This is a genomic window from Providencia manganoxydans (genome assembly GCF_016618195.1).
Lineage (GTDB): Bacteria > Pseudomonadota > Gammaproteobacteria > Enterobacterales > Enterobacteriaceae > Providencia > Providencia manganoxydans.
On the sequence record NZ_CP067099.1, the window covers coordinates 1,025,255 to 1,051,038 of the forward strand.

Below are 25,784 nucleotides of genomic sequence, written 5' to 3' on the forward strand. Positions count from 1 at the left end.
CTAGAATGGGCTTTAATCATGCGTAAGAGTGTTATTGCGATATCAATATTGAGTATTATTTTTTCAGGCTCTATTCATGCCAATGGAATAAAAAGTTTAAAAATTGGTGGATATATTATTCCTCCTGCATTCGTTATTGCATTAGAGGAAGGGATGACTGTACCTGTATTCCTACGATTAAAGGATGCAGATAAAAATAATCAAAGTGAAGATAAGATAGCAGATGCGGTCATTGTTATCGATCAGGATAAGATAAAGCTATCGAGTATTCATCTTATTGATAATACGCAAGGGCCTAAACTCAATGAGCAATTAGTAGAGAAAATAGATAATCAACAAAATGCTTTTTTTAATGAAAGTAATGGTATCGTGATTAGCCGTGATGCAGTACTACAATTGAATATCTCTTCTTTTAATTTATCTTTGGATGTTGATAAGCAAGCATTTTCGCCTAAAGAACGTATAAGACAATCCTCATTAGGAAACTCTTCTGTTGATTCAGTCTCAGCAGTCGCTAACTATGATCTCGGTATTTTTCAAAGCCAAGTCAAAAATGCTAACAATACGTCTAGTAGCTATTTCAATTTAGATACCTTATTTGCGCTTGCAGAACACCATATGAATATTAATGCTTCTGTTTACAGTATTGGTAAATCGAATTCAAATGTTGAACTCTATCGAGCAATGTATGAGCGTGATTTTGGTGGCTTGCGTTTTGCGCTTGGATTAATGAGCACATGGAATTTACAGTCTATCGCTAGTTTGACTACGTTAAGCAGTAGCAAAATTTATGCGGTCTCAATAGGTAATAATTCCTCAAGTCTTATGGTTAATAAGCAGCAGTCTTTAACACCAATTTATGCATTTTTGAATAGCCCTGGTGAAGTACGAATATATCGACAAGGTAAGTTGTTAAATATTCAAAACTTCCCTATGGGTAACTATGAGGTTGATACTAGCGTATTACCTTATGGTATTTATGATGTCACGATTGAAACTGTTGTTGATGGTAAAGTTGTGACGACACAAAACCAAACTATTAATAAATCATTTGGTGCTATGGGGAGAAATTTTGATAAGACCAATTGGGAAATTTATGGTGGTTATGTTGATTTCGATAAGAAAAGTTATGTGAGAGGTGAAAACTCACACACTCAAACTCCAAATAAGAGCTATTTATTAGGTGCTTCGATAGCAAAAAGTTTTCCGATATTCTCAGGATTGAGTTTAACCATGTCTAACTATGGTTTTGATAAGTTCTTAGTCAATGAAACCAGTATTAATGTTGCTTTAAATGAGCACTTATCAATTTCTTGGCAAGGTATGTTGGAAAACCATGGAAGTCATCGGAATATTGGCACTATTTCTGTAAATTTACCGGATGGTTATGCCTCATTATGGGCGTCGAGGGAGAAGACAGTCATAAAAGGTGATTTGCCACTTTATGATGCAGATAGCTATTCTTATGGTGGTACTTTTAATTTTGATAAAGTGATTGATAGAGCAGGAAGCTTTACTATTAGTAATACCAAAGATCGCCGCGTTGGCAGTGATTCGATTAACTATGAATATGCGAATACATTATTTTCTGGACGTTACGGGACCGTCGGGCTAAGAGCGGGTGTTCAGCGTTACCATTATGATAATCAAAGCAGTACTAATGAAAAATATATTAATCTTGATTTTTCTTTGCCGTTATCCACTTGGTTAAGCACTGGTGTTTCTTCTACGAACGGTAACGTAAAGGCCAATATTTATGCGAATAAAAACTTTGATGATTCTGCAATCACGAATGCAGGGGTATCTGTTTCTAAATTAGTCCGAGATAAAAACAACGGTGAGTCAGACTTCTCAACATTAGCTTATGCTTCTTACGATATGAAATATAACTCAGGTACGATCACATTAAATCGACCGGATAATGATAGGTTTAATGGTAATTATACTTCTCGTGGCTCTATTGCTTATAGTAATGGCATGGTGACACCAAGTGGACAGCAAGGAAAATCAGGGGTGATTATTAACTCTGACATTAACGGTGCTGGAAGTATGGTGGCGAAGGTCAACGGTCAAAATTATCCTATTAGTGGAAAAAATACATTTATCCCTCTATCGCCTTATTCTGACTACGACATTCAATTAATGAATGATGGTAAGTCGAAAGATAGCTTCGATATTGTGTCTGGAAGGAACAAATCTGTCACTTTATATCCGGGGAATATTGCTTTTTATCAGCCGGAAGTTAGGCAATTAATCACTGTTTTCGGTCGCCTTAAATCACCAGATGGTGAATTTATTAAATATGCTTCAATACGTAATCATATTGGAAGAACCAAGACGGATGAAAATGGTGAGTTTTCGATGGATGTTGATGTTCGCTACCCAGTTATTTCGCTATTGCAAGAAGATGAAAAAACAATTTGTGAGGCCGATTTAAACCTACAAGGCGCTAGAGGTGCTTTGTGGGTAGGCGATGTCACCTGTGAGCCTCAATCTTCAATTGCGAAAAGATAAAGAGAATTTGCTAATGAATAAACATAGACTTTTTATATTTCTCGTTTGTACCATTGTTAATGGTTTTACGGGAGGAAATGTACAAGCTGCAAATGTTACCAATAGTTATGTATTTATTGAAAATAACGTCGATGATGAATATTTTATTACTCCGAGATCTACCGATCCTCGTTTTTCGGGATCAAATAAATACACGCGTTACTCAGGGACATCTCAGCTAAGTCTTGGCTATATGGGGTATACGAATACAGGCATTCGGGCTAATCAAAATGTTGATATTTGGTTAGAAAATTCACCAATAGATCGGCCGTTTACAGGTAATCGATGTATGCGAAACACTTGCCGTGATAGTACAGGATATTGGCCTGCTCAATATATGGGGAAAGATGGTGCTTATAAAATTGTACAGAGTGATGTGCGTGGAGAATCCAATTATGCTAGGGGGATCTTCAGTGATTCAGCATATCAATATTTCTTACAATTACCTGTGAGTACGAACGAGACATATAGCTATCGAGCTTGCATGACACAAACAGATTATGACCCAAGTAAAGGTGAATCTTGTAGAAGCGTTGGCGGTAATATCATTGCTTCCCATGAATTTAATATAACTAAGTCTGGTCATATCAAACTAACCTCTACTGGTGCATTACAAGAAATTTTTATTGATAGTAATGGGAATCCTAATCTAGGGTTAGGCTCTGAGTTTTGCCGTATTGGTATTATTTCAAATCAAAGTGGTATTATTTGCCAGGTTATTGATCAAGAAACTAAAGGTGATATTTTTGCCAACATTAGGTTGAGCCTGAAAATTAATAATACATTAATTCCTTTTACTCCTGCGGGAAACACGATATTAATTGGCCCTGATGACGGAAGTAATCGTTGGTATAACTATAACTCAACAAATCAAGCTAATTATTACTTTAAACCGACAAATCAACATGTATCTATATTTTTATCAAACACTTTCTTTAAAGAATTAGTTAGCCGTAATGTTGACTTTACTAATAGCCAAGATTTTTTCACATTTTCGTTTACTAACACGGCAGTACCACAATCAGGATACTATGAATTTACGCCATCAAATAAAATGATCATAAAACCGAGAGATTATGGGATTAGTATCATTCCTGCCGATTTTAACCCTGTTCAATCTAAAACAGGAAAAGTGGGGAGTGAAGAGCCGCCGATTGAATTCAATTATATCGTTACTACCAGTGGTTTTCGCCAAGCAGATTCAATTACAGCTAAAGTTGATGGTCCTTCTGTTGCTTTAAAGGGACAAACATATTGTCTTTTCTCATCGGATGATGAGAAGTTTAAAGTTCCATTTTCTGCTTATCTTTCATTTACAAATGAAAATGGCGGTAAATCGACATATCGAGCAAGTTGTGATAGCAATGAAATATCACTTAAAAATGCTTTATGGTCTGAAACACCATGGGATCAACCAAATCAAGATCTCGGATCTTTTTATCGCACTAATCTGGATTTATCATTCCCTATGAATGATTCCAGTTCATTGTTTACATTGGATGGTATTGACTGGCTAGGTACGGTATCGGCAAGTGGTACGGTGACAGTAAAAGCAATCTGGACTGGACCTGATGTTCATTAAAGTTCAACAACCTCTAACAATGTAGGCATAAGTGATAAAATGGTTAAAGTTAAACTAAGCTCTTATATATTATTCATAATGTCATGTTTATTTTATAACTGTGCTTATGCCTTATATATCGATACCGATATATCTTCTATGGAAGCGGATAAAGAGTTTTTTTCAAAGCCATACATTAATGATACGAAAACAACGAATCTGTATAGTTTTAGTGCGTATAAGATTGATCGACCGGGAGGTCATGAAGTTGGCGAAGAGATCCGCAATGGTGAGATTATTTTCACTCCACTAAAAAAAATCTTATTACCAAAAGAGCAAGAATTTTTTAAGATTTTTTATCGTGGAAAGGTTGACGAACAGGAGAGATATTACAAAGTGATTATTAGTGAAACACCATTTGAAGCGCAAAATAGTGTTGCTCAAAAGAAATCTCCTTTGTTTTATCCCACTATCAGTTTAGAAACCTACTTTGTTGTTAGACCCAAGCAACCTAATTTCAAATATGAAAGTGATCCTGTTGAAGGAGTATTAAAAAATACCGGAAATACTTATTTTAGAGTGATCTTGCATGACAGTTGCCAAGTCAGTGAAGATGAAACACCTGATGTATTTTATTTGTTACCTCAGCAGGAATATCGAGATGCACGTTTAAAAAAGAAAAGCCGTAAATATATTGTGATTTTTGACAAATATCATTCGATTGGGAACTGTGAATAGTATGGGCTTTGCAAGTTAGTCAATAACTTGCAAAGTGAAGCAATATCATGCAGCAAAATCAGGACCAATAACATCGATCGCATCGGTACAAATTGCATCAACCCCCCATTTTAATAACTCCGCAGCACGGGGTGGTTTATTGACGGTATAGACTAAAATATGTAACCCTGCATTTTTTAATTGTTTAATCCGCTTTTCATCTAATAGTTTATGATTTAGATGGATAGATACACAATCCAGTCGTGTTGTTAGCTCATGCCAATCATCGCGCCAATCATCTAATAGCAATCCTCTCGGCAATTCTGGTACAGCCCGTTGAGCAGCCTCTAGTGCTTCAATTGAGAAAGAGGAGAGCAATGGAGCTGTTTGGCCTTGCCACAATTGAAGCGCTGCAAGCGCGATAATTTTTCCTGTTTCAGCTTCTAGACCTGTTGTTGGTTTAATTTCGATATTCGCCATCATAGCGTGTTGTTGGCAACGAGCTGCGACTTCAGAAAGTAAAGGTAATGGCTCACCTGCAAATTTTTTACTATACCAACTACCTGCATCAACTTTTAATAATTGTAGCCAATTTAATTCACCTGCAACGCCGTAAGCATTGCTAGTACGATCAAGTGTGTCGTCGTGCAAGAGAAAAATCTGACCATCAAGAGAAAGTTTTGCATCAAATTCAATCATGGTATGACCAAAACTAGCCCCAACATCGATTGCGGCTAATGTATTTTCTGGAGCAAGTTTCCCTCCGCCTCGGTGAGCAACAATTTTAGGATAAGGCCATGATTTCATAGATTTTGTCCGTTTTTCATTAGAAAGGGGAATAGGGTTTTGATTAAAACATAATATTAATTCACTTGTAATGAATATTTTAATACTTCGATGATTACCTGCTCGTCAAAGGATAACAAAACGTTATCGCATTTTCTGTTTTATTAAAGCAAGGGAGGTTTTAGATATAAGGAGTATCTAAAAGGCTAATAAAAGTCTAATCTGGTGCTTTTACAATGATAGGTATCGGAAATAAATACTTTATTGCCTTAGGTAGAGGTGAGCACTTTTAAGGGATAAAAATGAAAAAAAGAAGTTTTATGACGCAAACAGAAGTAGATGCATTACTGGCCGCTACAAAGAGTGGGAGATATCCTGAAAGGGATTATTGTTTGTTTTTAATGGGCTTTTTACATGGTTTTAGGGTAAGTGAATTACGCCAATTGTCCCTTGATGATATCGATATGAAGCAAAAAGTTATTTATGTTAAACGTTTAAAATCTGGGCTTTCAACTGTACAGCCTCTAATTCCTGAAGAATATGATGCTTTGGTTATGTGGCTATCCAAACGTAAAAAAATTGCCTCAGATGATAATAAATGGGTTTTTTTATCTCAAAAAAATCAACCTTTATCACGTAGCCAAATTTTTCGTTTAATTGAAAAATATGGGCAAGACGCTAAGTTATCAATTAAAGTGCACCCACATATGTTACGTCATGCTTGCGGTTATGCTTTGGCTGATTTAGGTCGTGATACCCGCTTAATCCAAGATTATTTAGGGCACAGAAATATTGCACATACTGTTATTTATACTGCAAGTAACGAAAAACGATTTAATGGTATATGGGACTATTAAATTGAATGAGGTAGGTCGCGCCATTATGGCGCGATTTGAGCTTTAAGGGCTAAGCATGCTTGTTGGAGGCCATTGTCGCAAGCTAACTGAAAGTAATAACGTACGGCGTGATGTGAAGTTTGCGTAACGTGGTCTTTTTGGATTAACCAACCTAAATTGTATTGGGCATAAGCTTGCCGTAATTGCTCGTTTTTTTAGAGCATCAGTTGTCAAGATGGGCTGAGTTGAACTAGCTGGTGGCGGTGTACTGTTTTTTTCGCTAATAATTGTAGATTATTGTTAAGACGTTGAACATCTGCTTGTTGCTGCTGAAGTTGTTGACGATATTATTGTTCACGACGCCGGCTAGCTTGCAATTATTGCTGCAATATTTTCAATTTGATTTAGGTAACTGGATCTCTGTTTGTCAGAAGGTTTCAGGAGTATTATCTGATAGCTGATCTTTACGTGCTTCATATTCTTGGAAGAATTGAAGTAACCTCGGTAAGCTATTATTTTTTCTTCACTATATGCTGTGGAAATAAAGAAAAAAGTATAGGAAAAACGACTGTAAATTTCAAATTAATTGAGTGCCACACAGGATATGAAGCAGCCATAATAGCTTTTAATAACTAAAAAGCTATTATTAAAAATAGAATTAAATATAAGAGTAAATGATGGTGAATTTATTCTTATATTTATTCTTGTTACATAAATGATGTGGTTAATCGAGCTAACATAAAAACTAAAATTATGCAAATGAATAACCCAGAGAAGCGTTATTTTCTTTATTCGTATTTTATCAATCGGTAGTTGAATAAAAATTACAAATTTGCAGATATGACTTAGCTATGAAAGGGAATTTTAGTTTTGTATCCCCCATATTATGTCTGCCTCTTCTGAAACTTTAAAACTCCTAGACGTCGAGTGCGCTGCTGTGAGTATCAATTACTTAGCGGGATATTCCTAGCTCCTTGAACGTGATATCAGTAGTTGGCCTTTGGTGTTAATACCTCACTGCTTGTGATGGGGTGCTCATTTGGCTTCTAAAACTAAGACTCCGGATGCTGAAGATTCTCCTGAAGTTAGCGCTACACCAACTAAACTAGCTGTGACATTAAGGTTTGTTGTTTCTAGAGCATTTAATTCAATACCTGAACTATTCGCACTAATATCAGTACCATTAATAGCTATTTTAGCTGCTACACTATTCCCAAAACTTAAATTCCCATTTTGATCTACCCGAGAAGAGGTTAATTTCAAGGTATAGTCTCTTGCATCCCCATTGCTACAATTTATAGTTAAGTTTCTATTTTGTTTAGCACCATTTACATCTAATGCATTTGCTAAAAATGTAAAGTTTAATAATTGGTCGTTTAGTGTACATGTGTTTTTTTTATTTGGGGGATTCACAATTTCAATATCCCCACGCCGACTACTTCTTACTATATGTGCAGAAGCCCTGTTCATTGAATCATAACAGGCGTAAATAAAATCTATATTAATAGTGTCCATCAATTCTAAAGCCACAGAATCACCTGATATATATGGAATACTTATTTTATTATTCATTATATTTGTTATTGTATTTATTGCTGATGTGTAGCTACCCAATCGGCCATTACATTCATTAGTTGAAAGTCTTTCGTAATACACTGTTATATTCCCTCTATTTGGAATATAACCAGAAGCTTCTAACCCAATTCTGACACTCTTTGGATCACCACTTCCCGGAGCTTTGTATCCTACTTCTGTCATCTGCCCTGTACCACCATTACTGACTACTGCATTCATGTAAGGTCTAGGACCAAAGTCTACAGATGAATCAGCTGACGTATTAAAACTGATGATTAATAGAAATAATATATATAAGCTTGTCTGCATTCTATATTTTGACATATATAACTCCTGTTATATTTATGTAGTATTGTTATTTTGAATAGTTAACAAAAAATTAGCCATTTCTTTAGAGTTATTCATATTCAAGAATAAAAGTGGTAGTAGCCTCGAAAGTTCCGCGTGCAATGGATTTATCGCGAAGGGCGTTAGGTTCGCCTTGAACATAAGCTTTCAAATTGATGTTATTGGTGTCACTGACTTTGAGTTGTTGAGTATAGTCCTTTGATCTATTTAACGAGATAGGTTCGCCACTTTGAGTTTCAAAACCAATAGCGATCCCATTTGCTTGGCTCCCTGCATTAAGTGCTAATAATCCGGGTAATGCTGTACTTTCAGTTCCCATAAAGGTTACTTGAACTTCTTTACCCAACACTAAATCACAATTAATTAACCTAATTGTAAATGGCTGGCTGTGTGTTCGTGTATTCAAATACAAATATTTGTCTACAATAGTACCAAAATCCAATTCGATATTTTCATCGCCAGGATATACTTCACAAGCGTCCTCAACCAATGTTCCATCAAATTGTACGGTTTCCGACTGCGCACAAAGCGGTACTCCAACTAGACTTAGTGACAAGACTAAAGACCATAATTGACGTAATGGTATTTGCATTTTTCTTATTTCCCTTTTATCGTTTCATTGAAAATCGATGGTCAATGTCCCGGTCGCAGAAAAATTATCACCAACCAGCTCCGTTCCTGCGCGCTTAATCGGAACCGCCGATAATTTTGGGGGCTTTGAACTGTTAATTGCAAACGCTTTGTTCAGTTCTAACGGTATCCCGTCCTTTTGAATTTGAATACCTAATTTTCCGTTATTCATAGGGCTAATTGTGCGTAATGTTGCATTATCAAATCCCGAACCAGCAAGTATTCCACTGAACGTCAATGTCACATTCCACGGTTGAGTTAAGTCACCTTGGCAATTCAATTGATACGGTATGTCTTGTTTAAATAGATTCCCATCCACTTTACGGACCCCTACCTTTCCAAAAGAAACGCGTACGGGATTAGTTTGCCCTAATTCACAGGCAGGAGGGAGTACGAGCGTACCATCAAAAAACCAATTAGCTTCTACTGCTGAGGACATCATCATGAAGAGCCCGCCTACACTACATAAATAACGTTGACTTGTGCTTATCAGTGACTTTTTCATTGATAGTCCACCTTTAATGTCGCCAATGCAGTAAAACTACCGCCATCTGTATCATTAAAGCCCTCGCTCATATTTTTAATCGGTGCGGCTTTTAAAGAAGGCAAAGAGGTGTAATTAATATTCACTGGTTTATTAATCGCTTGTCGAACATTATTGACATAAAAAGCAATGCCTAGTTTATCGTTGCTTGTTTTTAATTCTTCACCGCTATTAAACGATGTCGCATCACCTTTTAATGTCAATGTTAGATTATTTTTTGCTAATCCTGTGCACGATAGACTCAATGGCAATGTTTGTAAGTAGTTATCACCGTCAATGCGCGTTAATAAAATATCACCAAAATGAATCGCTGCTTGAGCATTGTTATTTAGAATGCATTCAGGTGGCGTCACAATTAAATTACCGTAAAGGTTTGCCTCTAACCCTAATGCAAATGGAGAGCTTATTACACAAAAAAAGCAGAGTGCCACTTGTTGTCGGTAAATAAATTTCATCTTATTCTCCTTAACGGTAATCCACCACAAAAGTTAATGTCCCATTAAAATTTCCGCCGTCAGTTAATACTGTTCCCGAGGGTTTTACTGGCACCGCATAAAGCGCGGGCTGATTGCTACCATAAGTGAAATTCACAACATCACCATTACTTAATCGAGTCGAATCCTGATAAACCGCTATCCCGAGATTCGTTCGACCAGTACGAATGACATTTTGCCCATTTAGCGTAATCGGGTTCCAACTGACCGTCATTTTTAATGCATTGCTATAGACATGTGTACAATTTAAGGTGTAATCAATACGTGTGCGTTTATAACTGCTATTGTCAATCAGTGTTTCATGGATATCGCCAAAATTCACATTTGCCACTGTACCACTATTCACGGTACATTCTGGCGGCGTGACAACCAATGTTCCTGTAAAATAGACATCCAATGCTCGTGATAATATCGGACTTAATAAACAAAGCAGGCCGATAAAACACCGAACAAAGAGAGTATTATTCATGAGATAGTCCCACATTTATTGATAATTTAACGTCACAGTCATTGTGCCAGTGAAAGATCCCGCATCACTAAGCATTACACCACTAGGTTTTATCGGTACCGCATACAAGTTCGGAGAATTGCCATAGGTAAAGTTAATTGATGCGCCGTTACTTAAGCGAGTCGAATCCCGATAAATGGCAATACCCAAATTTGTTCGGTTTGTACTGATAGCAGAAACGCCATTAAAGGTTACCGGATCCCATGACAACGACATATTCAACGCATTTTTTTCTAATGCACTGCAAGATAACCCGGTATCAATAGGAGTTCGCTTATAACTCACTCCATCAATTAATCCTTGTTGTACCTCTTCAAAACGTACAATTTGTATTGAACTACCACCACCAAACGTACACTGTGGAGGCATCGTAATGGTCAACGTTAAATTCAGATTTGCAGTATCGGCACGTACGACATGAAATAGACTTTCAAATAACAGCGAGCTAAAAAAAAGAAAGCTGAGCGTAATAAAGCCTTTAATCCCTATGGTCAAATGCTGTATCAATAACATCGTTAACTCCTAATCATAACTGACCTGAAAGCGAATAATTGCTTGATAAGCTCCCGAACTTAATCCTGCTGTAGTACGGATCGGGGTAATATAATAAGTCAATTGATTCTGCCCTGGAGAAACGAGCTCAGGAGTACTGTATTGCCCTATTGCAATAGGATGATAAGAAGCATTACTCAATTGTAATGCGATTCCTTGCGCCCCCGTAACGGCAGCTAATTGTGGGCTTTGATTGTCCGCCTCTGCCAAAAAACGAATTTTCATTGCAGGCATATCAGGACTCCACAATAAGTTTCCGAGTTTATTACGATTACGACTTTCACCACTTAAACAATCTTCTAAACGCAGTTGTACCGCGACAGGGGTACCTGTTTGACCAACTTTCTGTAATTGCCCTGTGCCTAATATCCCCAGTTCAACTGTTTGATATGCTGACGACATCGCTAATCGACAAGCACTTTCCGTTAAAGCTCCGTGTACATATAATGTGCCATTAGCACCATCGACATCCCAGTTATCCACTTTATCGAGTTCAGCACTGAGTGCTGTGCTACTGAGTAAGGACAATCCTAAACCGCACGCCATCATACAATGAGGTATCTTATTGGCTTCTTTCATGAGGCTCTCCTGCGTTGAAATCTGCTTTAACGTCATCTTGTTCTAAGCTACTGTTTATCTGATACCACATGACAGCGATTATCTTGACAAGTAAACATCAACGTTGGTCGCCCACCATAATCATTGATATAAGTGAGTACAGGCTTACTTCCTAAGGCTTTTGTACTCCCCCCCATAAGCAAACTGCTTTTAGGTGCAACCATCAACGGTTCAAACCCCGCGACTGTTTTTCCATCTTTCACTGAAGCAGCATCAACAAGCGTTACAAAATACGGCGTTGGATTCTCCACACTGTATTGGTCACCTTGACGAGTGAGGGTGATTTTTTCTTGCCATGGATTATCCATTTGTTGGCGAGTTGGAATGATCGCCTTTGGGCGATAAAACAACTTAATTCGTGTTTGTAATGCCAGCTGAAGTGTGTTCGGTTTATCACTTTTAGGTGGGATTTCACGTAGATTGAAATAATAAACGGATTCCCTGTCTTGCGGCAGCGACGCGACACTCGGTAGTGCTTGAATTTTTACTTGGCTTTTAGCACCAGGCTCAACACGCTGAACGGGAGGTAATACCGTAAAAGGTTCCGTGATTTTTTCACCTTGGGCATTTTCAATCCAGCCTTGCGCTAAATAAGGTAATTGTTTATTTTCATTACTGATATTTAAGCTAATAGATTTATCTTCACCCGTCATAATTGCACGTGTGCGATCTAAAGCGACTGCAGCTTGTGCGGAAGACAGTGTTGCGGATATCAACGCTGCCCCAACCCAAAAAATGGCAATTGGGTGATGAATTTTTTTATTGGTTTTATTACTCTGTAACATATTTTTTACCTTAGTATGAAGTAGGGATAATCTTCTTCAATCATGTTATTTTTTATTTTCTTAACCAGCTCGGTGAGCTGGCCAAACCCGACTTATCTGATACCTCAGAAATTAATGAATGAGGCGTAGATAATGACGGTAAACTCGCTGTATTCGATTCAACAACTATCTGTGTCTGCTCTATGGGTAAGATGCCAGTCGCATCGCACGGTAATAACCAATTCGTCAACAACGTGTCACTCTTCGGTAATATTTTAGGTAAGGTGATTTCACATTGTGCTTTGTCATCCCAATGAACTTGTAATTTATCGTTAGGGTTGAGCCCAGTTAAATACGTACTCCCATCATCCCCCACCATTCCCACTTGTTGGCCTTTTATATTGAAAACTTGTGCTCCAAATGGGGGAAAACTATTATCAGATAAACGCAATAAGGCCATTGCACTGTGTCCAGCGACAACATCAAACTGGCGGTAACCAATAGCACCTTCTGTTAAGGTACCTTGCTTAATCGATTGTGATACCTGAGCATCTTCAGGTAATGTATTTAAATCGACACTGACCTGATTACGGTAATAACTGTTCACATCTGTTAATACAGCCTGACCAAAATAGTTTGTTCGAATAGTTGAGCCATAACCTCGTAATGGGATATTCGGAACACCATCCGTATCAACAAAAATTCGAGTCCCACCAAGCTGATTACCACGATGCATCACCACACCTTGCTTAATCGCCGTAAAACCACCTTGAAGTGATAAGCCAGCAGAACGATATCTATCTTGCTGATAAGTGGCATTTGCATTTATTTGAGCCAAATCAGCTTGATGTGTGTAATAACCACTCACTAACCCACCAGAACGAGACCATCCGGTACTTAATTGGTAATTAGTACGTTCATCTAATCGATCGTAATAACTGACTCGTTGAGAATTATCACGCTCATCCCAACTGCTGTTCATGCTAAGCGAGCCACTCTCCCCCCAAGGTAATGAAAGGGAAAGGTAGGCGCCATCATCATTAGTCTGCTGATAACGATTTCGATAAGCCGTCAGGTTAACACTTAAATTTTTCCATTTCCCGATATCAAAATAACGTGCTAAAGACAGACTATAACGGTCATTATCAGGCTGATCCCAGTAGGTTTGATGGTAATAGTTTATATAGGCACTGAGCCCCAACTCCGGAAATTGTTGGTTATAGGAAACCGTATACATTTCCTTATTGCTATACTGGCGGACACCCGTAGACTGGGCATTTAAGTACTCAGACATACTCATAAAACCTTGCTCAGCAAAACGATATCCTGCAAATGTCACTTGGCTATTGTAGGCATCAAATCGTTTTGAATAGCTCAAGCGATATGAATTACCGTGATACGTTTTATCGCCGACTTCAGTTAACCCTTTTAACCGTGAACGCGCATGGGTGATATCAAAAGACAGCGCGCCAAACATCATCAGATCTCGACCGATACCAACCGCAGCGGAAGCATAATTCTCCGCTGCAACGCCGCCACCATATAATGACCAACCGTTATTTACTCCCCACGAAAACTCGCCGCTGGCAAATGTTTCACCGCTCACGTGGTGGCGCCAATCAGTTGGACGTCCAGCGGCAAGCTTATAACGCAATTGGCCTGGGCGAGTGAGATAAGGAACACTGGCTGTATTCACCGTAAACGTTTGAATTGAGCCATCTTGTTCTTTAACTTCAACATTAATCTCACCGGATAGTGCATCATTTAAGTCTTGAATACGAAAAGGGCCAGCGGCAACTTGTGTTTGATAAATAATACGGCCTTGCTGGCTCACAATAACGGTAGCATTACTTTTAGCTACACCTGTTATTTCGGGGGCATATCCCCGTAAATTAGGTGGTAACATATTGATGTCGGTGATCAGGCTGAGTCCCGTAAATCGAAAACTGTCAAAAATATCTGAGGCTAAATAATCTTCACCTAAAGTGAGTTTTGCCCCGAGAGATTTAATTGCACGGTAGACATAGTATCGAGACCAATCTAATGAACTAGAAGTATCTTGTCCTTGCTGTTTGTCTAAACGCATTTGCCAATCAGCACGCATACGCCATACACCTAAGTTAACACCCGCAACACCATTACCGCTGGCACTGACATTTGTTCGTTGTCCACCTCGAGTTTGCTGACCAACCTGTGCATTGAGGTTATAATCAAAAAGAGCGCCAGGTAATCCATCTTCCCAACGAGCAGGTGGATCCCAGTTTTCGGCTGTATATTCCAAATACGCTTGTGGTAAACTGATATATAAAGCGGAAACAGCTAAATCCCCTTTAACTTCAGTGCCCGGTAAGCTTTCTAGTGATAAACACTGCCCATCATGCCACCATTTTAGGGTTGGCAATAAATCAGGTTTAAGTGCAAGTTGCTCAACTAATGTAGGGCTTAAACAGGCCTCGCTCTCATCTGTCTGACCATCGGGTACATAATAAAATACGGTTTGTTCAGGTAGTTGATGCTTATTTATAAAAATAGAAAAACGATATTCCCCTGGCATTAAAAAGCCTGGACGTGAAAACTGAGCTAAATTAATATTTGCGCGATCATTGACATCTAAAATATCAGTATTAAATTCAATCTGCTCAGCGTAGCTATTACAACTTAGGGATAAAGCAATAAGTAGTCCCATCAACCGAGGACGGCTTACCCGTAACAACGGCATATGAATAAAACCTAGGGCCATCATCTCGACCTTCTTATTTCTTTTTTATTAATAAAACCATTTAGCTTTTTGATTCAAAATCAATACTTGGTTTTGACATATAAAATTAATAATTGGATTATTCATAATCCAATTTAAAGCTTAATTGGCTGTAGTACTGCCCTGATACTAATGGAGTATGATTAGCTACCAACCTTAATTCGTAAGCTAAATCACGGGAACCTTGCGTCAAAGTTTGAGCAGATAGAGCTTGTCCTGGAACAATAATTTCTCCGCCATCATTACGTTGAATTTGTAGTCCAACACCTTTGGCTTGTCCATTCACACTAAATAATCCGTGTTGATGTGCACCATCAAAGGTGACTCGAAAGTATTGCCAATTAGGTTGATTCGGGTTTTGACGTTCAAGAACACAATTAACTAACTTAATAACAAACGGATGTACTGGGCCTTGACCATCTCGACGGATATCACTCAGAGAGAGGCTTCCCATATTAATAGTTTGATCACGGCTACCAACATCAATAGCACAGGCTGTTTCAATGATACTGCCACTCATCTTTACCAAACCTAGTGCATTGGCAGGGGAAATATTTATGAGAGAATACATACTAAGACTCAACGAAAGCAGCCTACTGATCATTAAATATTTCATAGCTTCCTCTCCTACGCTGGTTTCCATTTGAAATAAGCCAGCAAAATATCCTTTTTTGCTAGCTACTAAATATTGATTATTCGTATGACAGCGTAAAGTCAGCTATAGAGCTAAATTCACCGGCAGTAATAGTTTTAATATCACCACCATTACCCATTAAATACGCCGAGAAACGCAGGGTATTATTTCCATCTTGAATATCTTGGAATGGTGTTGGTGTACCTAACGTAATGATATTTCCACCCCCATTTGTAATTTGTATACCTGCTCCTGCACCAGTACCAACGATACCTAAAGTTTTATTTGTATTATCAAATGAAGCCGCTGCACCGCTAAATGTTAATTGAACGCCTTTTTCTAATGCTGCTATATCGCAATTTTCTAAAGCGATATCAAAAGTTTTTGGGCTAGACTTACCGCCAGCAACTAACGCTATATTTGATATTTGCCCAAGTTCAACAGTTTGATCAATTGAATCTGGTGAAATAGAACATGGTGCATCAATAATGGAGCCTTTAAAATTCACTTTTCCATGGCCCATATCCGCAGCAAATACAGAAGAGCTCATAACACCAGAAACTAATGCTAATAAAAAAATTTTTTTCATATATTCCTCTATGAATTATAAGTAAATAACTTGATTTATTTCTATTACTACAAAACATTTATTCTATTATGATTAATAAAAATGAACGGTATTAGAAGCCATTATTAACTTTTTCAACATTGACTCATCATCACAATTTGATTTTTCCATTTCAAGTAAAGCATTTTTAATTACTTTTTCATATGGGACATTCAATGCTATTGATAAATTAAATAACGTATCTACTGAAATCTTATTAATACCTCGTTCATATCGAGACATCTGTTGCTGCGAAATATTTAATTTCTTGGCTAGTTCGGTGCCAGTTATTCCAGACTCTTTTCTGATTTTTTTAATAACAGCTCCACAGTAAATTGAAAATTGATTGTCCTGGTTATCGCACTGACTATTAGTTTTATTTTTTTCAAAATTCATATTAGTAATCTTTCCAATGGATGAAAATAATTACCAATTTAAAATTAGTAATTAAATGAAAATATATAACATATCAGGTTTAACTCGGTACAATTATAAAGTGTAAGGATTAAAAATCAAACGCCCTCTATCGGACTTTTCCGTAATTACTGTCATGTTACAACTCTTAATACTTTTTTAAATTTAGCTGAATATCAAGTGGTTAAATTAGGAAAATTAATTTTTTAAAATTTTAATTAGTCAAAACTTGATAACGTAAATGTAGATTTATAATTCATAAGAAAATAAAAAAACAATAGTTTAATCTGAAATTAACACATATTAATAATTTGCATTATCTTGTAACATATGTGTGGGTAAAAGCAAAAAAATACACCTATTTTAGGTTCTTTAACCATTCCCTATTTATTCGCAAATACCCTTTTAGGCCTTTCTGTGACTGCTTTTATAATGAAAAATTAATTTTATAAAAATACCATGAAATATCATAATGAATTGATTTGTATATGTTTATTTATTAAACTCATCTGGCGTTTGAAAATAAGCTTGCCGTAGGTGTAAGCATCGCGGCAATGCCGCTCTATTTCTAGGGGCTTGCTACAAAAATTATCTAAATAAGAAACACTCACGCTGTTGATTAGCTCTTTAGAAAAACTCATACTACCAAATGAGTTCAAATGTAAGCATTTCGCACTACGATTACCCTTTGATGTTTATGTTGGTACAGCTCAACACTATTAAGCTATGCCAATATTAGTGATATGCTAGGTGAACGTGAGATTTCATTTCATCGTTCGATGATTTATAGCTGGTTTATCGAACATGCGCCTGTATTACGAAAAAAACTTAAAAAATCACAATTTACTCAGTTGTGGGTGTTCAGGTGGCTGTATACTTGTCGAAGTAGGTTAAATGATAGCTTGATATCAGTATTCAAAATAAAAAATAAAATCTATGTAATAACCACCTTTATGAATATTCGCAAAGATGGCATAAAGAAATTATTCAGTTTGATTTATGCTCTGACTCATCAATATAATCCGCATATCACTGCATCATTTTTTTTCTTCTTTCCAAATATTGCACATGGTTATAGATGCCTTGAATAGTGTTTTTATCCTTATGTGCCAGTTGAGTTTTAATCCATGCATTATTAAATCCTTGCTCATATAAGATTGTATTCATGGTGTGGCGAAAGTCATGCCTTGTCTTTTAACCATCATACCCAATTCGCTTTAAAATCATGCTCATATTGGCTTCATTCATTGGTTGATTAACGTTACAGCGCTCCCGGAAAAATCGGTTGATATTGATCCGTAAAAACATGTACTTCTTTTAATATCTCAGGCACTTGTTAAGAAAGAGGCGCAGAGTGTAGCCTGCGCATCTTTATTCTTCCTTCGGGAGTGCATTATTAAAATCAAACGCGCTCCAACTAGCGGCTCTAATCTCAATCGTTCTCACTCCTGTTAGTAACAGTGTTTATCGGCTAAACGGGTAATAGGGATGTTTGTATTTTCGGAAAGCTTTTGTTAGCTCTCAGGAAGTGCTTATTTCTAAAGGAGAGGTCTCAGCAAGAGAAATATCAGGTTATACACCAAGCGATAATTTTTTCTCTTTACCTGCGAAGCGATATTTTATTTGCCAGAAACGAGCGCTATTAGGTTTAACGAGAAGGTAAAACCCACGCGCATTAGAGAGTTTATACTCTTTGTCTTTAGGTTTGGTAGTCTGTATCTGGCAGGCGCTGAATGTCTTAATAAGGGATATAAATTATATTAAACACGGTGAGTCCGTGAAAAAGCTGCCAACAGACATTTAATTTAGGTTGAGTTCGGTGAAGTTAGATGATTGATAATGCAAGAAATATATAGGAGTTTGCTTGACTTGAGGGAACCACTGTAGAAGTGAAAGTGGTGCCCGGACTCGGAATCGAACCAAGGACACGGGGATTTTCAATCCCCTGCTCTACCGACTGAGCTATCCGGGCAACGAGGCGTATTAAACCTGATTTCACTGTGGGAGTCAAGGCAGATCCACAAAACTTTCTACCGGATGCGCTTTTTTTCAACATGTTAGACAATGATTGAGCAAGATGAATAATAAAAAAGCAGAAAAAATAAAAAACACTCGCAAACGATAGGTTTAAACGAGTGTTTTTTGTACTAGAGACTATCATTGTTAACGACGATAGTTTTTCTGTGCCTTATTTACTTTAATCAGATAATTGCGGGACTCAGCAGCAGGGTGTTTAGTTGAAAGGGTTTCATAAACGTCACCCGGTTCTAAATTGTTAATTTTGACTGCGGCCTGTTTTTTATCATTATGGAACACTCTTAGCACACTACCAGCACCACCATTATAGGCTGTTATTACCGCATAACGACGTGAGGTTGGGTTTTGGATCTCACCCAAATAGCTGTTTTGCAGAATTGCTAAATAGGCAGTACCCGTATCGATATTTTTTTCAGGATCAAATAGGTAACTACGGCTAGGTACACCAGACTTACCTTGTGAGCGGAAGACATCTTTACCTGCTGTGTTAGGCATGATCTGCATTAATCCCAATGCATCTGAACGGCTAACTGCATAAGGGTTGAAACTCGATTCAATTTGCATGATGGCTAAAATAAGTGATTCATCAACACCATATTTAGCTGAAGCTTTTTTGATAAACGGTAAATATTTGTGGGCACGTTTGTCTAAGTGGTTAGGTACTAGCTGCATGGTGACACTCCAGACAACATTCATACCTGATTGACGGCGTTGTAATTTGTTAGTAACTAAGTAGTCTGCATATTTAGTTGCTCGCCATTCCCAGCGAATGGCTTCACCTGTATTATCTAATACTTGCCCAAACAAGAAAGGCTCTTTACTGTGAGGGATATCATTAATATCAGAATACAGATCGATAGAATTAGGGTCATCACCCATAAGTAGGGTGGTAACAATTGCTTTTTTTAGGTGTTCTGAGGGCTCTACAGCAGAAATTGTTTCTACTGTGATGGTACCTGCATCAAAATTGATATGACTACGTGTGCGGTATTCATCAGTATATTTTACATAGTCTTTTGGTCCTGCAATCAGGACTTCTTTGATCCCCCAAATGTTTTCAATATTATGAGCAAATTGGCCCATAAGGATATCGAACCCATTGGTATCTTTCACATAATTGGGATTATAATCAGACTCTTTATTGCTGGAGCAGGAGATCAATAAAGGCACCAGCAGCGTCAATGCGAGCAGTTTTTTCATATATTCCACAGTATTTAAAAAGCGGTCTACCAAAAAATGTCGGTAGACCAATCAATTATTTTTCGGGTGTGTAGCCGTCGATATGAATATCGTGTCCTTCAAATAGGAACTTAATCATTTCTTGTTCAAGCATCTTACGATCATCAGGATTCATCGTGTTCAATTTTTTTTCATTGATTAGCATGGTTTGCTTTGTCATCCATTGACCCCAAGCTTCTTTTGAAATTTCATTAAAAATACGTTTTCCTAGCTCGCCTGGGTAAAGTTGGAAATCTTGCCCATCAGCATCACGTTGTAAAAAAGTACAAAAAATAGTTCTACTCATTATTTTTTCCTCAGAAGATCAGGCGGTACGGCAAGCTGTTGAAGTAAGCTTTCAACCGGCGCAGCGAGGCCGATTGTTGCACCGAGATTTAAGTTATACCAAAGTCCTTTACCTTCATCCATCGCTGAAGTAAATGCCTGAATACTCACTTTAACAGGAATAATATCCAGATGAAAATGGCTGAAAGTGTGGCGAAACGCAATTAATTGTTCTGGAACATCATGTTTTATCCCTGATTGGGTAAGCCATTGGTTCATCAGTTGTTGCGTTTCAAATTGAGGGAAAGCGAATAGCCCTCCCCAGATACCAGAAGGTGGGCGCTGTTCAAGCCATACTTGGTTTTCATATTGTAAAATCAAGAACCAAGCTGTTTTTTCAGGAATTTTTTGTTTTGGTTTTTTACCGGGATAGTTTTGCCATGAGTGATTTGCATATGCCACACAGCCTAAATTTAGGGGGCATAGTTCACATTTAGGTTTGCTGCGTGTGCAAACCATGGCACCTAAATCCATCATAGCTTGGTTAAAAAACTCGACACCCTCGTTAGGTGTTACATTAGTACTGATTTCCCACAATCGGTTTTCGACTTCTTTCTTTCCAGGCCAGCCATCAACCGCATAGCAACGAGCTAATACTCGCTTAACGTTGCCGTCGAGTATCGGGTAGTTCTGTTGTTGAGAGAGAGAAAGGATCGCGCCTGCGGTAGAGCGACCAACACCGGGTAGGGCGACAACATCATCAAATGTGGTTGGAAATTGCCCTTGAAACTGTTCGGCGATAACTTTGGCGGCTTTATGGAGGTTTCTGGCTCGAGCGTAGTAACCCAAACCAGTCCACAAATGAAGTACTTCATCCAATGGGGCATCTGCTAGTGCTTTCACATCCGGAAAACGACTAATAAATTTTTCAAAATAAGGGATAACAGTACTGACTTGTGTCTGTTGGAGCATCACTTCAGAGAGCCATACATGATAAGAGGTCTTTTCTTTTTGCCATGGCAAGGTCTTACGACCGTATTTGTGATACCAGTTAAGCACGGCGAGCGAAAATTGTTGAGCTTCCATTGAGTATATTATTTTTATTAAATCGGTTGAAATCAGTGTTAGTCAGGATTGCAACATAGACAAGACGAGCTGTAAACCGCTTATTGTGTGGTTGAGTGTAAAGTTATCCAATTTTCACCTGCAACCTTGGTTGAGTTTTGGTAAACTCCCTGCTCTTTCTATCAAGCCTGTATTATTAGTCATTTTACTAACTTGTTGAAAATAGTAGGCAGATATCGTCATTTTTAGCATATTTACTTGATTAGGCAATTAATTCTCAGAACTTTTATATTATGATCAATAACGTCATTTCCCCAGAATATAATGAAGAAGGGCGGGTTATGCGCCGCGTTCGTAGTTTTGTCCGTCGCCAAGGTCGTCTGACACAACGCCAAGAAGATGCGCTACAAAGTGAATGGGAGGCTATGGGCATTGATTTTGTTCCTCAACCTTTCGATTTTACCGCTGTTTTTAATAACGCCAACCCAGTTGTATTAGAAATTGGCTTTGGTATGGGCGCGTCTTTAGTTACGATGGCGGCACAAAACCCTGAAAAAAACTTTTTGGGGATCGAGGTTCATGCGCCGGGTGTCGGTGCATGTCTAGCATCAGCTAAAGAAGAAAATATCACTAACTTGCGCGTGATGTGCCACGATGCAATCGAAGTATTGGACACGATGATCCCAGATGGGAGCTTATCGATGGTTCAGTTATTCTTTCCTGATCCATGGCATAAGGCGAAACACAATAAGCGTCGTATTGTGCAAACGCCTTTTGCTGATAAAATCCGCACTAAGCTTGCGGTAGGTGGTGTTTTCCACATGGCGACAGATTGGCAACCTTATGCGGAGCATATGTTAGAAGTCATGACTCATGCTCAAGGCTATAAAAACCTGTCAACAACAGGGGATTATGTTCCTCGCCCTGAGACACGACCAGAAACAAAATTTGAAAAGCGCGGCCAGCGGTTGGGGCACGGTGTATGGGATTTAATGTTTGAGAGGACAAAATAATGGCTAAGCAACAACGCAGTCGTCGTTTACGCAAAAAATTACGTATTGATGAATTTCAAGAATTAGGTTTTATCGTTAAGTGGAGCTTTGAAGAAGGCACACCAATCGAAGAAGTCGATCGTGCAGTTGATGCATTGATTGCAGAAGCGATTGAACCAAATGGTTTAGCTTTTGAAGCTAGCGGTTATATGAGCTGGGAAGGAATTGTTTGCCTACAAAAAATCGGTAAATGTACTGAAGAGCACCGTGCAATCGTTGAAAACTGGCTGAAATCAAAAGGCATGAAAGATATCGTTGTTTCAGAGCTATTTGATGTTTGGTGGGAAGAGTAAGTTCAGAACTGAACATTAAGCAGGACAACAGTCGTTATCCTGCTTTGTTAGCAGCTTCAAGGCATCCTTATAGGGTGCCTTTGTTTTCTGGAGTGAAGTGCAGTGAGCAGTCAATTTTCCAATCAGCTACTGAACGATATTTTAGACCAAGTGCGGCCTTTAGTGGGCAAAGGGGCCGTGGCAAATTATATTCCAGCGTTAGCGAATGTCTCTCCTCATCAATTAGGTATCGCTGTTAATACCGCTGATGGCGATATTTTTATGGCGGGTGATGCTGAAACTCGTTTTTCCATTCAATCAATATCAAAAGTACTTAGTTTGACATTGGCAATGACGCGCTATGAAGAAAAGGAAATTTGGAGCCGTGTAGGTAAAGAGCCTTCAGGTTTGCCATTTAATTCATTAATTCAATTAGAAATGGAAAAAGGCATCCCTCGTAATCCTTTTATTAACGCAGGGGCGATTGTCATTGCTGACATGTTGCAGTCACGTTTAAGTGCTCCAAAGCAGCGCATGTTAGAGTTTGTCCGAAAGTTGGCCTGTGAACCTGATATTAGCTATGACATGACAGTGGCGCGCTCAGAGTTGGATCATGCTAGTCGTAATGCGGCAATTGCTTTTTTAATGAAGTCATTTGGTAATTTTGAGAATAATGTACTTACAGTTCTCGAAACTTACTTTCATTATTGTTCTCTAAGTATGAGCTGTGTAGAGCTTGCGCGTTGCTTCTCTTATTTGACCTCTCAAGGGATGTCATCATGCTCAGTTGACCCTATCATTACACCGTTACAATCGCGGCAGATTAATGCCTTAATGATGACTTGTGGTATGTATGATGGCTCAGGTGAATTTGCTTTTCGTATTGGCATGCCGGGTAAATCAGGGGTTGGTGGGGGAATTGTTTGTATTGTGCCGAATCAGTTCTCTGTTGCGGTATGGGCACCTGAGTTAGACTCAGCAGGCAACTCACTTGTTGGATGTGCAGCTCTCGAACTATTATCAAAACGCATTGGTCGTTCTGTATTTTAAGTATCATCAATAGGAGTTACTATGTTACGCCGTACTTTAATTGCATTTTCACTATTGGCTTGTGCAACCAGCCAAGCTGCTGATTATAAATGTTCAGTGACGCCTAAAGACGATATCTTTATGACGCCTGCTAATATTCAGGTCGTTGGTAGCAATGGCGATTTGAAAATTACCCCCCAAGGTGATGTGACTTTAAATGGTCAAAACGTGGCGGTAACAGAGCAACAGCGGCAGCAAGCTATTCGTTACCAAACTGCTGTTCGTAACGATATCCCATGGATCAAACAAGAAACACAAAAGAAACTGTCAGCTTCAAGGAATACCTTAGATAAGGTTGTGATCCGTGTGATTGGCAATGACAGTAATGTGCGTAAGCGCTTAACTAAGCTTGAAAGTGATCTGAATGGTCAAATTAATCAGGTAATTGAGACACGTGCTGATGGCTACGCATTCCATCACCAAGCAATGAATAAAGTAGAAACACAAGGGCGCCAATTAGTTAATGATAGCTTAGGCGGTATGTTACAAGACAGCATCAATGAGATGGGACGTAAACAACTGCTTTCTGGTGGTGATAGCAGTAAGGCTTTACAAGGCTTACTCGGTAATTTAGGTGGTTTACAACAAGATCTGGAAGCTGAATGGAAAAATCAAGAGAACAGTTTCCAACAATTTGGCCAGCAAGTATGCGGTAAAGTGACCTCTTTAGAACAGCAACGCATTTCGTTAATGAACTCCCTCAAATAAATCTTTTCTACCGTTTATCAAAGGCAGTAGGCATTGATGTTTACTGCCTTTTTGTTATCAGTAAAATGTGATGACATTATCAATAATAAGAATCGAAATGAAATTGATTCTTATTTAGTTGACTTATTCACTTCTCATTCTAGAATGCGTGTTTGGCTTAGTGACTATTGGTATTGTTAATATGAAAAAATTCATTCCTGCTGTCCTTGTTTCTCTACTCTCTTTTTCTGCACCGTATGCATTGAGTGCTGAATCAGCCTCATTTACCCCTAACGCGGTGATTGCTCAAGGTACTGAAAAGCTTAATATTAAGCACTTATCGGGCGAAACTGAAGTCTCTAAAAAACCGCAAAAGGTGGTTTTATTTGATTTTGGTATTTATGATTCAATGCAGAAATTAGGGCTTGGCGATAAAGTGATTGCATTACCAATGGGGAATGCGCCTGCATATATTAAAGATAGCATTCCTGCAACGATGCACAATGCAGGTGGAATGAAAGAACCTGATCTCGCCAAAATTGCTGAATTAAAACCTGATCTCATTGTGATCACAGGCCGCCAAGGTAAGTCTTATGATGCATTATCAAAGATTGCACCAACAGTAAATTTAGGCATCGATAGCAAACATTATATTGACTCAGTAAAAGCGAATATCAATTTAATTGGTGATCTGTATGGTGACCAAAAAGCCGTCGAAGCTCAACTAACTCAATTAGATAAATCGATCGCCTTAGCGCAAGATAAAGCGCAAAAATCACAATCCAAAGTATTGGTATTGCTACATAATGACGGTAAATTGATCCCAAATAACCAAAGCGTTGTGTATGATGTGGTTAAAGCTCAGCGTGCTGAATTGCCTGAAGTGGCAGAAGCCGATAAATCAAAACGTCGCGTCGTTGATACTAAAACAATTGCGCAGGCTAACCCTGATGTGATTTTAATTGTTGATCGCAGCGAAGCTATCGGCGCAGGTAAGCTAGATAAAACGGTTTTTGAAGATAAAAATATTCAAGAAACCAAAGCTTATAAAAATGGCAAGATCACCTATCTTAAATCTGACTTATGGTATTTGTCAGGTGGTGGTTTAGTGAGTCTAACTGAGCAGATTGATGCGGTAGATAAAGCGTTATAATGATACTAAGAGCCCGCTACTAAAGCG

25 protein-coding genes, 1 tRNA gene and 2 pseudogenes are annotated in these 25,784 nt (G+C 38.3%); 10 read left to right on the plus strand and 18 right to left on the minus strand.

Features of this window, described 5'->3' with window-relative positions:
* The first annotated feature begins 18 nt into the window (after positions 1–18).
* Genes JI723_RS04450 through JI723_RS04460 form a run of 3 tightly spaced genes read left to right on the plus strand, consistent with a single transcriptional unit; the run spans position 19 to position 4,852 of the window.
* Positions 19–2,514, plus strand: coding sequence for a TcfC E-set like domain-containing protein (locus JI723_RS04450; RefSeq protein WP_337979803.1), 2,496 nt, complete (start codon positions 19–21; stop codon positions 2,512–2,514).
* A gap of 13 nt (positions 2,515–2,527) precedes the next feature.
* Positions 2,528–4,135 (plus strand): fimbrial protein, encoded by a 1,608-nt coding sequence (locus JI723_RS04455; protein ID WP_337979804.1) that lies wholly within the window; start codon positions 2,528–2,530, stop codon positions 4,133–4,135.
* Between the two features lie 39 nt (positions 4,136–4,174).
* Positions 4,175–4,852, plus strand: a complete 678-nt coding sequence (locus JI723_RS04460) for a fimbrial protein (protein ID WP_070926607.1) — start codon at positions 4,175–4,177, stop codon at positions 4,850–4,852.
* 45 nt (positions 4,853–4,897) lie between these two features.
* Here JI723_RS04460 and ugpQ read toward each other — a convergent pair whose 3' ends face one another.
* Positions 4,898–5,638: a glycerophosphodiester phosphodiesterase gene (ugpQ, locus tag JI723_RS04465; RefSeq protein ID WP_319066875.1), complete on the minus strand. Its 741-nt coding sequence runs from the start codon at positions 5,636–5,638 to the stop codon at positions 4,898–4,900.
* Between the two features lie 281 nt (positions 5,639–5,919).
* Here ugpQ and JI723_RS04470 point away from each other — a divergent pair, with 281 nt between their 5' ends.
* A complete protein-coding gene (locus tag JI723_RS04470; RefSeq protein ID WP_272580332.1) occupies positions 5,920–6,474 on the plus strand; it encodes a tyrosine-type DNA invertase in 555 nt (184 codons plus the stop codon).
* A gap of 1,014 nt (positions 6,475–7,488) precedes the next feature.
* Here the strand turns inward: JI723_RS04470 and JI723_RS04475 are convergent.
* The 12 genes from JI723_RS04475 to JI723_RS04530 all read right to left on the minus strand — a co-directional run bounded on the left by JI723_RS04475 (position 7,489) and on the right by JI723_RS04530 (position 16,881).
* Positions 7,489–8,352 carry a hypothetical protein gene (locus tag JI723_RS04475; protein WP_272580331.1) on the minus strand — a complete coding sequence of 288 codons (864 nt, stop codon included), beginning with the start codon at positions 8,350–8,352 and terminating at the stop codon, positions 7,489–7,491.
* Positions 8,353–8,425: 73 nt separating this feature from the next.
* Positions 8,426–8,968: a fimbrial protein gene (locus JI723_RS04480; RefSeq protein ID WP_272580330.1), complete on the minus strand. Its 543-nt coding sequence runs from the start codon at positions 8,966–8,968 to the stop codon at positions 8,426–8,428.
* Between the two features lie 24 nt (positions 8,969–8,992).
* Positions 8,993–9,451 (minus strand): fimbrial protein, encoded by a 459-nt coding sequence (locus tag JI723_RS04485; protein WP_272580329.1) that lies wholly within the window; start codon positions 9,449–9,451, stop codon positions 8,993–8,995.
* 56 nt (positions 9,452–9,507) lie between these two features.
* Entirely contained in the window at positions 9,508–10,005 is a 498-nt protein-coding gene (locus JI723_RS04490) for a fimbrial protein (RefSeq protein WP_272580328.1), read from the minus strand.
* Positions 10,006–10,015: 10 nt separating this feature from the next.
* Positions 10,016–10,513 carry a fimbrial protein gene (locus JI723_RS04495; protein ID WP_272580327.1) on the minus strand — a complete coding sequence of 166 codons (498 nt, stop codon included), beginning with the start codon at positions 10,511–10,513 and terminating at the stop codon, positions 10,016–10,018.
* A gap of 15 nt (positions 10,514–10,528) precedes the next feature.
* A complete protein-coding gene (locus tag JI723_RS04500; RefSeq protein WP_272580326.1) occupies positions 10,529–11,065 on the minus strand; it encodes a fimbrial protein in 537 nt (178 codons plus the stop codon).
* A 9-nt stretch (positions 11,066–11,074) separates the two neighbouring features.
* Positions 11,075–11,683: a fimbrial protein gene (locus tag JI723_RS04505; protein WP_272580325.1), complete on the minus strand. Its 609-nt coding sequence runs from the start codon at positions 11,681–11,683 to the stop codon at positions 11,075–11,077.
* Between the two features lie 47 nt (positions 11,684–11,730).
* A complete protein-coding gene (locus JI723_RS04510) occupies positions 11,731–12,507 on the minus strand; it encodes a fimbria/pilus periplasmic chaperone (RefSeq protein WP_272580324.1) in 777 nt (258 codons plus the stop codon).
* Between the two features lie 52 nt (positions 12,508–12,559).
* Complete coding sequence (locus JI723_RS04515; RefSeq protein WP_272580323.1) at positions 12,560–15,229, minus strand: outer membrane usher protein; 2,670 nt, start codon at positions 15,227–15,229, stop codon at positions 12,560–12,562.
* 94 nt (positions 15,230–15,323) lie between these two features.
* Entirely contained in the window at positions 15,324–15,860 is a 537-nt protein-coding gene (locus JI723_RS04520; protein ID WP_337979805.1) for a fimbrial protein, read from the minus strand.
* A gap of 76 nt (positions 15,861–15,936) precedes the next feature.
* Positions 15,937–16,467: a fimbrial protein gene (locus tag JI723_RS04525; protein ID WP_272580321.1), complete on the minus strand. Its 531-nt coding sequence runs from the start codon at positions 16,465–16,467 to the stop codon at positions 15,937–15,939.
* Positions 16,468–16,539: 72 nt separating this feature from the next.
* Entirely contained in the window at positions 16,540–16,881 is a 342-nt protein-coding gene (locus JI723_RS04530; RefSeq protein WP_272580320.1) for a helix-turn-helix domain-containing protein, read from the minus strand.
* Positions 16,882–17,538: 657 nt separating this feature from the next.
* Here JI723_RS04530 and JI723_RS04535 point away from each other — a divergent pair.
* A pseudogene (locus tag JI723_RS04535) lies at positions 17,539–17,747 on the plus strand (IS6 family transposase); the annotation flags it as partial.
* Positions 17,748–17,928: 181 nt separating this feature from the next.
* Here the strand turns inward: JI723_RS04535 and JI723_RS19975 are convergent.
* The 5 genes and pseudogenes from JI723_RS19975 to mutY form a co-directional block, all read right to left on the minus strand.
* Positions 17,929–18,642, minus strand: a pseudogene (locus tag JI723_RS19975) (tyrosine-type recombinase/integrase).
* Between the two features lie 153 nt (positions 18,643–18,795).
* Positions 18,796–18,871: transfer RNA gene (locus JI723_RS04545), tRNA-Phe, on the minus strand.
* 191 nt (positions 18,872–19,062) lie between these two features.
* A complete protein-coding gene (mltC, locus tag JI723_RS04550) occupies positions 19,063–20,136 on the minus strand; it encodes a membrane-bound lytic murein transglycosylase MltC (protein ID WP_070926588.1) in 1,074 nt (357 codons plus the stop codon).
* A gap of 55 nt (positions 20,137–20,191) precedes the next feature.
* The gene (locus tag JI723_RS04555; protein WP_070926586.1) at positions 20,192–20,461 is read right to left on the minus strand and encodes an oxidative damage protection protein; all 270 of its coding nucleotides are present in this window, start codon (positions 20,459–20,461) and stop codon (positions 20,192–20,194) included.
* Complete coding sequence (mutY, locus tag JI723_RS04560) at positions 20,461–21,525, minus strand: A/G-specific adenine glycosylase (protein ID WP_070926584.1); 1,065 nt, start codon at positions 21,523–21,525, stop codon at positions 20,461–20,463. Before mutY ends, JI723_RS04555 begins: the two co-directional genes overlap by 1 nt.
* A gap of 272 nt (positions 21,526–21,797) precedes the next feature.
* On the opposite strand from mutY, the gene trmB reads away from it, so the two are divergent.
* The 5 genes from trmB (at position 21,798) to JI723_RS04585 (ending at position 25,757) form a co-directional block, all read left to right on the plus strand.
* A complete protein-coding gene (gene trmB / locus JI723_RS04565) occupies positions 21,798–22,517 on the plus strand; it encodes a tRNA (guanosine(46)-N7)-methyltransferase TrmB (RefSeq protein WP_070926582.1) in 720 nt (239 codons plus the stop codon).
* Positions 22,517–22,849 carry a YggL family protein gene (locus JI723_RS04570; protein WP_070926580.1) on the plus strand — a complete coding sequence of 111 codons (333 nt, stop codon included), beginning with the start codon at positions 22,517–22,519 and terminating at the stop codon, positions 22,847–22,849. The genes trmB and JI723_RS04570 overlap by 1 nt, the downstream gene beginning before the upstream one ends.
* Positions 22,850–22,951: 102 nt before the next feature.
* Positions 22,952–23,878 carry a glutaminase B gene (glsB, locus tag JI723_RS04575; RefSeq protein WP_070926578.1) on the plus strand — a complete coding sequence of 309 codons (927 nt, stop codon included), beginning with the start codon at positions 22,952–22,954 and terminating at the stop codon, positions 23,876–23,878.
* Positions 23,879–23,899: 21 nt separating this feature from the next.
* Positions 23,900–24,625 (plus strand): DUF2884 family protein, encoded by a 726-nt coding sequence (locus tag JI723_RS04580; RefSeq protein WP_140182043.1) that lies wholly within the window; start codon positions 23,900–23,902, stop codon positions 24,623–24,625.
* A gap of 181 nt (positions 24,626–24,806) precedes the next feature.
* Positions 24,807–25,757, plus strand: a complete 951-nt coding sequence (locus tag JI723_RS04585) for a siderophore ABC transporter substrate-binding protein (protein ID WP_070927039.1) — start codon at positions 24,807–24,809, stop codon at positions 25,755–25,757.
* The last annotated feature ends 27 nt before the right edge of the window (positions 25,758–25,784 follow it).

What these genes read in the sequence shown, in the direction of transcription:
- JI723_RS04450 (WP_337979803.1), top strand. Translation starts at nt 19, where the DNA reads ATGCGTAAGAGTGTTATTGCGATATCAATATTGAGTATTATTTTTTCA.
- JI723_RS04455 (WP_337979804.1), top strand. Translation starts at nt 2,528, where the DNA reads ATGAATAAACATAGACTTTTTATATTTCTCGTTTGTACCATTGTTAAT.
- JI723_RS04460 (WP_070926607.1), top strand. Translation starts at nt 4,175, where the DNA reads ATGGTTAAAGTTAAACTAAGCTCTTATATATTATTCATAATGTCATGT.
- ugpQ (WP_319066875.1), bottom strand. Translation starts at nt 5,638, where the DNA reads ATGAAATCATGGCCTTATCCTAAAATTGTTGCTCACCGAGGCGGAGGG.
- JI723_RS04470 (WP_272580332.1), top strand. Translation starts at nt 5,920, where the DNA reads ATGAAAAAAAGAAGTTTTATGACGCAAACAGAAGTAGATGCATTACTG.
- JI723_RS04475 (WP_272580331.1), bottom strand. Translation starts at nt 8,352, where the DNA reads ATGTCAAAATATAGAATGCAGACAAGCTTATATATATTATTTCTATTA.
- JI723_RS04480 (WP_272580330.1), bottom strand. Translation starts at nt 8,968, where the DNA reads ATGCAAATACCATTACGTCAATTATGGTCTTTAGTCTTGTCACTAAGT.
- JI723_RS04485 (WP_272580329.1), bottom strand. Translation starts at nt 9,451, where the DNA reads ATGATGATGTCCTCAGCAGTAGAAGCTAATTGGTTTTTTGATGGTACG.
- JI723_RS04490 (WP_272580328.1), bottom strand. Translation starts at nt 10,005, where the DNA reads ATGAAATTTATTTACCGACAACAAGTGGCACTCTGCTTTTTTTGTGTA.
- JI723_RS04495 (WP_272580327.1), bottom strand. Translation starts at nt 10,513, where the DNA reads ATGAATAATACTCTCTTTGTTCGGTGTTTTATCGGCCTGCTTTGTTTA.
- JI723_RS04500 (WP_272580326.1), bottom strand. Translation starts at nt 11,065, where the DNA reads ATGTTATTGATACAGCATTTGACCATAGGGATTAAAGGCTTTATTACG.
- JI723_RS04505 (WP_272580325.1), bottom strand. Translation starts at nt 11,683, where the DNA reads ATGAAAGAAGCCAATAAGATACCTCATTGTATGATGGCGTGCGGTTTA.
- JI723_RS04510 (WP_272580324.1), bottom strand. Translation starts at nt 12,507, where the DNA reads ATGTTACAGAGTAATAAAACCAATAAAAAAATTCATCACCCAATTGCC.
- JI723_RS04515 (WP_272580323.1), bottom strand. Translation starts at nt 15,229, where the DNA reads ATGATGGCCCTAGGTTTTATTCATATGCCGTTGTTACGGGTAAGCCGT.
- JI723_RS04520 (WP_337979805.1), bottom strand. Translation starts at nt 15,860, where the DNA reads ATGAAATATTTAATGATCAGTAGGCTGCTTTCGTTGAGTCTTAGTATG.
- JI723_RS04525 (WP_272580321.1), bottom strand. Translation starts at nt 16,467, where the DNA reads ATGAAAAAAATTTTTTTATTAGCATTAGTTTCTGGTGTTATGAGCTCT.
- JI723_RS04530 (WP_272580320.1), bottom strand. Translation starts at nt 16,881, where the DNA reads ATGAATTTTGAAAAAAATAAAACTAATAGTCAGTGCGATAACCAGGAC.
- mltC (WP_070926588.1), bottom strand. Translation starts at nt 20,136, where the DNA reads ATGAAAAAACTGCTCGCATTGACGCTGCTGGTGCCTTTATTGATCTCC.
- JI723_RS04555 (WP_070926586.1), bottom strand. Translation starts at nt 20,461, where the DNA reads ATGAGTAGAACTATTTTTTGTACTTTTTTACAACGTGATGCTGATGGG.
- mutY (WP_070926584.1), bottom strand. Translation starts at nt 21,525, where the DNA reads ATGGAAGCTCAACAATTTTCGCTCGCCGTGCTTAACTGGTATCACAAA.
- trmB (WP_070926582.1), top strand. Translation starts at nt 21,798, where the DNA reads ATGATCAATAACGTCATTTCCCCAGAATATAATGAAGAAGGGCGGGTT.
- JI723_RS04570 (WP_070926580.1), top strand. Translation starts at nt 22,517, where the DNA reads ATGGCTAAGCAACAACGCAGTCGTCGTTTACGCAAAAAATTACGTATT.
- JI723_RS04580 (WP_140182043.1), top strand. Translation starts at nt 23,900, where the DNA reads ATGTTACGCCGTACTTTAATTGCATTTTCACTATTGGCTTGTGCAACC.
- JI723_RS04585 (WP_070927039.1), top strand. Translation starts at nt 24,807, where the DNA reads ATGAAAAAATTCATTCCTGCTGTCCTTGTTTCTCTACTCTCTTTTTCT.